This window comes from Acidimicrobiia bacterium (assembly GCA_029210695.1).
Classification (GTDB): domain Bacteria; phylum Actinomycetota; class Acidimicrobiia; order Spongiisociales; family JAHEDJ01; genus JAHEDJ01.
In genome coordinates, this window is sequence record JARGFH010000033.1 from 1 (window position 1) to 9,283 (window position 9,283).

Sequence of the window (9,283 nt, forward strand, 5' to 3'; positions counted from 1 at the left end):
CGTAGTAACCATCAGATTGGCAGAGCCCTCCTAATCAACCGGGAACCCCTACACCCCGCTCAATTCCGAAGCGCCCGTCAAGTACTGCTCGGCCTGCCACGGACCCCACGGGGAGGGCGGCACAGCCGGACCACTCGCCGGAACGACGCTCGCCCGCTCCGATCTGATCTCCATCGTCACCGACGGACGGGATTCGATGCCCAGCTACTCCGGGCGCATGAACGCCCAAGAAATCGGCGCGATAGCCGACTTCATCCTCAACTCGTTCGAATCCGTCGGAGGCGATAGCGCCGGCCCGCTAACGGCCGTCGACAGCCCCGGCGGACAACTGTACGCAACCTTGTGTGCCGCCTGCCACGGGACGCTCGGCGAAGGCGGAATCGGAGGGGTGATCCTCGGTGAGCAGTTCGACGCCGGCGAACTCGCCGCCCTGCTTCGAAATGGAACACCCGGAATGCTTGCCTTCCCTGATCTCACCGAGCAGGAAGTAGCGGAGCTGGTCGAGCACACGCTCCTCCTCGCCGACGGGGCGGTGACCCTGGCAGACACAGGCGCAACCGACGAGGCGGATGGCGGCGGTGCAACCTCGAGCGATGATGGTCGGACGCTCTCACTGTTCCTCAATGAGGATTCCGAGGCTGACAGCGGGGTCTCGTTGATCGCCCTCGCCGTCGTGGTCCTGGTCGGGCTCAGCGTGGTGAGTGGTGTCGGCTACGTGTGGATCCGTTCGGCACGTGGCGTAGTTCGGTAGAACGCACCAAGTCTGAGAGGGGTCTTAGGCGGCCCTCAGTCGCCGTCGGCCAGCCGGCGAGCCTCTTCGTCGGCGGAAAGCGCTTCGACGAACGCGTCCAGTTCTCCGTCGAGAATCGTGGGCAGCTGTTTGATCGTCAGGCCGATGCGATGATCCGTCACCCTGTTCTCTTTGAAGTTGTAGGTGCGGATCTTCTCCGATCGTTCCCCCGTCCCGACCTGGGAGCGGCGGTTCTGCGCCAACTCGGACTGCTGCTTCTCGACCTCCATCTGATACAGACGGGCACGCAGAATCCTGAACGCCTTCTCCTTGTTCTGCAGCTGTGACTTCTCGTCCTGGCACGTCACCACCAGTCCGGTCGGCTCATAGGTGAGACGCACTGCCGAGTCGGTCGTGTTCACCGACTGACCGCCCGGGCCACTCGACCGGTACACGTCGACCCGCACATCGTTGAGGTCCAGGTCGAGTTCAACTGCTTCCACTTCGGGAAGCACTGCCACCGTCGCGGTCGACGTGTGCACCCGCCCCTGCGATTCGGTCTTTGGCACCCGCTGAACCCGATGCACGCCCGCCTCGTACTTGAGCATTGAATACGCACCCGCACCCTTGACCGCAAAGATCACCTTGGAGAATCCGCCTGCCTCGGACTCGGACGAATCCATCGCATCGGTCTTGAATCCGTGCAGTTCTGCGAACCGGTGATACATCCGGTGGAGGTCGCCGGCAAAGAGGGCCGCTTCGTCACCACCGGTGCCTGCCCGGATCTCAACGATGACGTCCTTCTGGTCGTTCGGGTCTTTGGGGACAAGTGCCAGGCGCAGCTCATGTTCGAGACGTTCGGCCTCCGCCCTTCGTTCACGTGACATCCGTCGCAGGTCTTCGACCATCTTCGGATCGGTCTCTTCGCCTGCCAGCTCGGCGGCTTCGTTGGCGTCCGAAAGAGCGTCGCGATAGCTCGAGAACGTTTCGACAATCGGTTTGAGTTCCGAGTGGCGTCTTCCCAGGTCCACAAACCGGGCCTGATCGGACAGTGCATCCGGATCGGCGAGTTGCTGCTCGACTTCGTTGAACGATTCTTCGACCTCGGCCAGTCTGGCGGCAAGCGCCTCATCCATCGGTCTTGTCTCCGATACAGCCCACCTCGAAAGCCTCGACTGCACCTGCAACGATCTCGCCCCGACCACGAACTTCTTCTACCGACTCCGAGTCGAGGGCGGCGAGCAAGCTGGCGACGGCAACCTCGACCTGATCGTCGTCGGGTTCGCCGGTAGTCAGCCTCTGCAGCCAGAGCCCGGGGGCGGCCACCATACGACCGAACAGAGCATCAGCACGCAGACCGGAAGCCCTGAGGATCTCATACGAGATACCCGCGATGACCGGGATGAGGAGCAGACGGCTGAGGACCAGCCATACCACCGGCAGGGTATGCGGGACGAACGAGAACACGACGATGGAGGCCAGCACCACCAGCAGAAGGAAACTGGTCCCACACCGGGGGTGGGCGGGTGAGTATTTCTGGATCTCGCCGGCGGTCAGTGGGTCCCCCGCCTCGTAAGCGTGGATCGTCTTGTGCTCGGCGCCGTGATACTGGAAAACCCGTTTGATCTCCGCGGAACGGCCGATCGCCCAGATGTAGCCGACAAACAGGGCGATACGGATGAGACCTTCGACGACATTGAGGCCGATCGTCGTCTCACCGGCCAGCCAGCGCGCCGTCAGCAGCGGGGCACCGACAAAGAGGACCGCTACCGCCGCGACTGCGATCAAGATCGAGAGGGCCATCTGCCACTTGCCGATCGGCTCCTCTTCTTCCCCTACCGCTTTCTCGGCCGACCAGGTCAGGGCTCGCATACCGAGGGACAGCGACTCCCACAGGACCAGCATGCCGCGCACGAGGGGCATTCTGGCCAGTCGCTTGCGCTCGGACAGGCGCGGCAATTCCTCACACATCGTCACGATTGAGCCCTCAGGAGTTCGCACGGCCACGGCCCAACCGGCCGGGGCGCGCATCATCACGCCTTCGATTACGGCCTGACCGCCGACGGTGGAATTGGGATGACGACTCATAGGACGCCGCCGGTCGCAACCGGCGGGCGGAACTACGCCTCGCTCGTCTCTGTCTCAGACTTGGCGGTCTTCTTCGACTTGACCTGGGCCTTGTCGCCGTAGCGCTTCTGGAAACGCTCGACACGACCACCGGTGTCGACCAGTTTCTGGCGACCGGTGAAGAATGGATGACACTCGTTGCACAACTCGACGTGCATCTCTTCCTGGGTCGAACGTGTCATGAACGTGTTGCCACACGAACAGGTGACCTTCGTGTCCATGTAGTTGGGGTGGATCCCTGTCTTCACGTGATTTCTCCTAATTCCCGCTCTTGGCGACTTCCATGAGGAACTCTGCATTGGACTTGGCGGTCTTGAGCTTGTCGATGAGCAATTCGACGGCCGGACCAGATTCCAATGCCAGCAGCACCCTACGCAGCTTCCACACCTGCGCAAGTTCGTTCCGATCGAACAACAACTCCTCGCGGCGTGTGCCGGAAGCGGCGATGTCGATTGCGGGATATACCCGCTTGTCGGCGAGCTTGCGATCGAGCTTCAACTCCATATTGCCGGTGCCCTTGAACTCCTCGAAAATAACCTCGTCCATCTTCGACCCTGTCTCGACCAGGGCGGTTCCAAGGATCGTAAGGCTTCCACCCTCTTCAATATTCCGCGCAGCTCCAAAGAAGCGTTTGGGCGGGTAGAGAGCAGTCGAGTCGACACCACCCGAAAGGATGCGGCCGCTGGCCGGCGTCGCCAGGTTGTAGGCCCTGGCGAGACGAGTAACCGAGTCGAGCAGGATCACCACATCGGTGCCCATCTCGACGAGGCGCTTCGCCCTCTCTAGGGCGAGTTCGGACACCTGCGTGTGCTCCTCGGCCGGACGATCGAACGTCGAGTAGATGACTTCTCCCTTCACCGAACGTTGCATGTCGGTGACCTCTTCCGGGCGCTCATCCACGAGCACGACCATCAGATGGCATTCGGGGTTGTTAGCGCTGATCGAGCGGGCGACCTCCTTCAGCACCGTCGTCTTGCCTGCCTTAGGCGGAGATACGATGAGGCCTCTCTGGCCTTTGCCGATCGGGGCAATGATGTCGACGATCCTCGGCAACACCCACTCGTGGTGACCGTCGATCTCGAGCCTCATTCGCACATCGGGAAACAGCGGTGTCAGTTTCTCGAAACGGGGCCGCTTGCGAGCGTCTTCCACGCTCTGGCCGCTCACCGTCTCAATCCGTGTGATGGCGGCGAATTTCTCTTGAGAGCGGGGCGGACGAACCGGACCGCGAATCAGGTCGCCGCGGCGCAACCCGAACTTGCGAATCTGGCTGGCCGACACATACACGTCCTGGTCACCGGGGAGGTAGCGGCCGATGCGAAGGAAACCATATCCTTCCGGCAAAATGTCGAGGACTCCCTCACGCTCTTCGAGGTCACCTTCGGGAATCTGCTCGTGGTGCTGCCGGTCCTGGCCACCCTGCCGGTCCTGACCGCCCTGCCGGTCCTGACCGCCCTGCCGGTCCTGGCCGCCCTGCCGGTCCTGGCCGCCCTGCCGGTCCTGGCCACCCTGTCCACGTCCCCGCCGCCGGCGTTTGCGACGATTCGGATCATTGTCATAACGCTGGCCCTGTTGAGGTTGGTTGGTTCGATCTGACGAATCGGAATCATCGTCTTGTTCGGAATCCCCACCGTCAACGACCGCAGCCGACTCGCCGGCCGGAAGCTCCTTTTCGGCCGCGGGGGTGTCCTTTGTGGCTTCCTTGGGCTCAGCGGCGTCCACCACCTCAGCATCTTCGCCGTCTGATTCCTTGCCGGTGTCGCCGATCGGCGCCTTCGTGCGCTCTGCAACCGGGAACTCGACGGGAGTGGGCTCGTCACTGCTCTCGAAACCGTCGGCGCCGATGATGGCACCGATCAGTTTGGCCTTCTGCAGCCCTGCCGCATCGATCTGCAGTGCGGTCGCGATCTCGCGAAGGTCTTTGATCGATTTCTCCTGGAGCTCAGATCTGGTGGTCATGTCATCCTTCCCGCCCATTCCGGTGCCTCCCCGAGGCAATGTAAATCCGGACCGGCGTCCTGTGACTGAGTGGCTCAGCGTTGAGTGATATCCCATCCTGCATCGACAAAGGGGCGCCTTGGGGGATGCAGGAGAACCACACGTGCACCGCGAACGGCTAGAGGGATTCTGGGATCGCCACTTAGTGTAGGCGATAGGGTGCGCTGTGCCAAGCACGGAGGAGAGCAAGCACCGTTGATCTAATGCGGGGCTACGCTCCGGGCGATCCGAGCCACCGTGTCGAAGTCGTTATCGACAACCTCATACCGCTCGTCGCGCTCCATCAGGTCATCGAGGTCGTCGGGCAGATCGGGCTCGAGGTGCAAAGCCGATTTGATCGCAGCCGGGAACTTGGCCGGGTGAGCGGTGGCGACGAATACGATTTCGTGGTCATAGTCCCTTCGCAAGCGACGACCCGCCGCAATTCCGGTGGCGGTGTGTGGATCGACCACCACGCCGGTCTCGTGATACAGGTCCCGGATGATCTGCACGATCTCGTCGTCTGAGGCAAAACCGGCGTCGAACTGGCCTCGAACACCCGCCATTTGGGCCGGCAGCACATCGAGACTGCCCATCGCCCGGTACTCGCTCATCAGTGAACCCAGCACATCGCCGCGCCGCTCGAACACATCGAACAGCAGGCGCTCGAGGTTGCTGGGCACCTGGATGTCCATTGCCGGGGCGAGGGTCGGGACAACCTCCCCGATCGGAAGACTCCCTGCGGTCAGAAAGTCGGCCAGACCATGGTTGGCGTTGTTGCCGACAATCAACTGCTCGATGGGCACTCCCATCTTCCCGGCTGCGTAGGCGGAGTACACGTTGCCGAAGTTGCCGGTCGGAATCGCATAGGTGACACGTTCGTCGAGCGCGCCGAGTTGAAGGGCCGACCACACGTAGTAGGCGGTCTGAGCCATGATGCGCGCCCAGTTGATCGAATTGACCGCGGCGGGGCGGACTTCCGCGTTGAGATCAGGGTCCGAGAATATTGCCTTTACGAGGTCCTGGCAGTCGTCGAAGGTGCCTCTCACCGCCAGGTTGTGGATGTTCGGCGCGTTCACGGTCGTCATCTGGCGGCGCTGAACGTCGGACACCCGGCCTTCTGGATGCAGCATCAGTACCTCGATGGAGTCGAGATCCCGCAGGGCGTCGATCGCGGCAGAACCGGTATCACCCGATGTGGCCCCGATCACCGTGACCCGTGCCCCCCTTCGCCGGAGCACCTCATCCAGCAGGCGCCCGACCAGTTGGAGGGCGTAGTCCTTGAATGAGAGCGTCGGTCCCCAGAAGAGTTCTAGGAGCATCTCGCCTTCACCGAGCGGGCGCAAAGGCGCAACCGCCTCGTGCCGGAAACGGCCGTACGCCGCTTCCGCGAGCTCGAGTGTCTGGTCGTGAGAGAACACCCCCTCGACGAACGGGGTGATGACGGCCGCAGCCACCTCTGCATAGGTGGCTTCAGGTTCCAGATCGGGCAGCGCCGGCCAGGAGGCAGGAACGTAGAGGCCGCCGTCGGGGGCCAGTCCGGTCAGCAGCGCCCCCTCAAAATCGACTTCGGGTGCAGCGCCCCGCGTCGAGACGTACCTCACGGGGCGTCGCTCTGGACCCGGATCACTGAGGCGACCTGTCGCACCGCGTCGAGCGAATCAAGCGCCAACCTGGCCTCGGCCAATTGACCCTCCCGGGCGTCGTGGGTCACGATCAACAGGGTCGCTTCGTCGCCGCGACCGTCCTGCCAAACGGAGGCAATCGACACCTCGTGCTCACCGAACACCGTCGCCACCGCGGCCAGCACCCCAGGGGCATCTTCGACTTCGAGCCGCACGTACCACTTGGTGACGGCCTCTTCGAAGGCCAGTACCCGACCGGGTGCAAACCGTATGCGGGGTGCCACCTGTGATCTAGCCAGCAACTCCCTTGCCGCGTCGATGACATCTCCGAGTACGGCGGTGGCAGTCGGCTCTCCCCCGGCACCTGGCCCGGCGAACAACAACTCCCCGACTGCCGGACCTTCAAGAAAGATGGCGTTATTGGCACCACGCACTGAGGCGAGCGGATGGTCCTTCGGCACCAGCGTTGGGTGAACACGAACCAGAACTCCCGCGTCGGTATCTTCGGCAATGGCCAGCAGCTTCGGCACGAAGCCGAGGTTGGCCGCGAAGCGGAAGTCGGTGGGACGGAGGCCTTCGATCCCCTCCCGGAACACGGACTTGGCGTCGACCCAGGTGCCAAATGCCAGGCTGGCCAGAATCGCCGCCTTGGCCGCCGCGTCGTCACCAGAAACGTCGGCAGCCGGATCGGCTTCAGCGAACCCCAGAGCCTGCGCTTCGGCCAACGCATCCCCATAATCGGCGCCCTCATCGAGCATCTTGGTCAGGATGTAGTTGGTGGTCCCATTGACGATCCCCATGACCCGGAGGACACGTTCACCGGCCAGCGATTCCGACAGGGGACGGATGATCGGGATTCCGCCGCCCACTGCCGCCTCGAACAACAACGAAACGCCCCGTTTCTCCGCCAGCGAAACGAATTCCAGGCCACGGGCCGCTACCAACTCCTTGTTGGCGGTTACCACGGGCTTGCCGGCTTCGAGGGCGCGCAACACCAGACTCCCGGCCGGGTCGAGCCCGCCCATCACCTCAACGACTAGCTCCACAGTCGAGTCATCGATGACCTCGGTGGCCTGATCGGTGAGCAGATGAGGGGGGATCGTATAGGGGCGGGTCTTGTCGAGGGATCGCACCGCAATGCGACGAAGCTCGAGCCGCAACCCGGCCTTCTGCGCGATGACGTCTTGCTCTTCGAGCAGACGGCGCACGAGGGTCCCGCCCACCGTCCCGCTGCCAAGGATCCCGACCCCGACTGTTTGCACCTACTGCTCCTCGTGATTGGTGGGAGATGGTAATCCAGAGATTGTGGGTTCTAGGTTCTGAGTTCTAGGTTGTGGGTTCTAGGTTCTGAGTTCTAGGTTCTGAGTTGGGTATTCCTGGCGGGCTCTGGGGTAGAACCCAAAACCTATGACCCAGAACCTCTCTTCTCATATCCGACCCAGGCCTCACCGGCTCGTTACCCTGCCGCTTATGCCAGGGCCGATTCCGCTTCAGTTGCTACCCGACAACAGCTCGGTAGCCGCCGGCCGCCTGTCGATTGGTGGCTGTGACGTCCTCGACCTGGCCGAGGAGTACGGAACACCCCTCTTCGTGTACGACGAAGCACACATTCGAACTCGCTGCCGGGAAGCCGTGGAGGCATTCGGGAACGGAGTCGCCTACGCCACAAAGGCGTTCCTGTGCACGGCGATGGCCCGGCTCGCCTACGACGAGGGCATGCACCTCGACGTGGCCACCGGAGGAGAGATGTACGTGGCGCTCCGCGCAGGAGTTCCGGCAGATCATCTGATACTGCATGGCAACAACAAGTCGGAACTCGAGCTGCGGATGGCGCTCGAAAAGGGGGTCGGGAGGATCGTCGTCGACTCCTTCGACGAGATGGACCTCCTCGAGTCACTCCATGCAGACGGACTCGGCCCTGCCCGGGTCCTGATCAGGATCACTCCAGGCGTTGAGGCCCACACACACGATTACATCACCACCGGGCGTGACGACACCAAGTTCGGGTTCACCGTGTCGACCGGCGCGGCCGGTGCTGCACTCGAGCGGGCGACCGCTTCGCCCGCAATGACGCTCCTCGGCGTCCATGCCCACATCGGCAGTCAGGTGTTCCGGCTTGCATCGTTCGTTGAAGCGACCAGAGTCGTCGCCCGTTTCGCCGGACGGTACGCCATCGATGAATTGTCGCTGGGCGGGGGGCTTGGACATCCGTATGTCGAACGTGAGAACGCTCCGACCATCACCGAGTGGGCGAGCTCCATTCAGGCGGCCGCCCGCGACGAGGGTGTCACCGCCCGGATCACGTCAGAACCAGGGCGCGCCATCGTGGCCGGGGCGGCCGTTACGCTCTACAAGGTCGGCACGATCAAGGCGCTGCCGGGAATCCGCACCTATGTCGCAGTAGACGGCGGAATGAGCGACAACCCGCGCCCGGTTCTGTACGGAAGCGGCTACGAGACGTTCCTTCCCCGGGCTGTTGATGCCCGGCGCCCGGATCCGGTCACGGTCGTCGGAAAGCATTGTGAGTCGGGAGACGTGCTCGTCAAGGATGGGTTTGTCCCAGACGATCTCCGCGTCGGAGACGTTCTGGCCACTCCGGTGACCGGCGCCTACGGCCATTCGATGGGTTCCAATTACAACAAGATCCTCCGGCCCGCCGTCGTCTTCTGCCGGGGAGGAGAGGCCAGGCCGGTCGTGCGAAGGGAAACCTACGAAGATCTCGTTCGCCTCGACCTGTAGAAGTTCGTTGCGCCCCCGGCAGGATTCGAACCTGCGCACCCGGCTCCGGAGGCCGGTGCTCTATCCCCTGAGCTACGGGGGCGAA

The 9,283-nt window shown here is 63.0% G+C and carries 8 protein-coding genes, 1 tRNA gene and 1 pseudogene; 3 read left to right on the forward strand and 7 right to left on the reverse strand.

Annotation, left to right across the window (positions count from 1 at the left end; all coding sequences use genetic code 11):
• Nucleotides 1–91 precede the first annotated feature (91 nt).
• Together P1T08_11460 and P1T08_11465 are read left to right on the forward strand one after the other, a co-directional pair.
• Nucleotides 92–244: pseudogene (locus tag P1T08_11460) on the forward strand (cytochrome c).
• Entirely contained in the window at nucleotides 218–751 is a 534-nt protein-coding gene (locus tag P1T08_11465) for a cytochrome c (protein ID MDF1596689.1), read from the forward strand. The pseudogene P1T08_11460 and the gene P1T08_11465 overlap by 27 nt, the downstream one beginning before the upstream one ends.
• A gap of 35 nt (nucleotides 752–786) precedes the next feature.
• Here the strand turns inward: P1T08_11465 and prfA are convergent, their stop codons facing one another.
• The 6 genes from prfA to P1T08_11495 all read right to left on the reverse strand — a co-directional run bounded on the left by prfA (nucleotide 787) and on the right by P1T08_11495 (nucleotide 7,721).
• A complete protein-coding gene (gene prfA / locus P1T08_11470) occupies nucleotides 787–1,866 on the reverse strand; it encodes a peptide chain release factor 1 (protein MDF1596690.1) in 1,080 nt (359 codons plus the stop codon).
• Nucleotides 1,859–2,818, reverse strand: coding sequence for a DUF1385 domain-containing protein (locus tag P1T08_11475; GenBank protein ID MDF1596691.1), 960 nt, complete (start codon nucleotides 2,816–2,818; stop codon nucleotides 1,859–1,861). The genes prfA and P1T08_11475 overlap by 8 nt, the downstream gene beginning before the upstream one ends.
• A 32-nt stretch (nucleotides 2,819–2,850) precedes the next feature.
• On the reverse strand, nucleotides 2,851–3,105 hold the full coding sequence (gene rpmE / locus P1T08_11480) for a 50S ribosomal protein L31 (protein MDF1596692.1): 255 nt from the start codon (nucleotides 3,103–3,105) through the stop codon (nucleotides 2,851–2,853).
• Between the two features lie 10 nt (nucleotides 3,106–3,115).
• Nucleotides 3,116–4,816 carry a transcription termination factor Rho gene (gene rho, locus P1T08_11485; protein MDF1596693.1) on the reverse strand — a complete coding sequence of 567 codons (1,701 nt, stop codon included), beginning with the start codon at nucleotides 4,814–4,816 and terminating at the stop codon, nucleotides 3,116–3,118.
• Between the two features lie 239 nt (nucleotides 4,817–5,055).
• On the reverse strand, nucleotides 5,056–6,438 hold the full coding sequence (gene thrC, locus P1T08_11490) for a threonine synthase (protein MDF1596694.1): 1,383 nt from the start codon (nucleotides 6,436–6,438) through the stop codon (nucleotides 5,056–5,058).
• Complete coding sequence (locus tag P1T08_11495) at nucleotides 6,435–7,721, reverse strand: homoserine dehydrogenase (protein MDF1596695.1); 1,287 nt, start codon at nucleotides 7,719–7,721, stop codon at nucleotides 6,435–6,437. Before P1T08_11495 ends, thrC begins: the two co-directional genes overlap by 4 nt.
• Before the next feature lie 208 nt (nucleotides 7,722–7,929).
• On the opposite strand from P1T08_11495, the gene lysA reads away from it, so the two are divergent.
• Entirely contained in the window at nucleotides 7,930–9,198 is a 1,269-nt protein-coding gene (gene lysA, locus P1T08_11500; protein MDF1596696.1) for a diaminopimelate decarboxylase, read from the forward strand.
• A gap of 10 nt (nucleotides 9,199–9,208) precedes the next feature.
• On the opposite strand, the gene P1T08_11505 is transcribed toward lysA, so the two are convergent.
• Nucleotides 9,209–9,280 (reverse strand) — tRNA-Arg (locus P1T08_11505).
• Nucleotides 9,281–9,283: the final 3 nt, after the last annotated feature.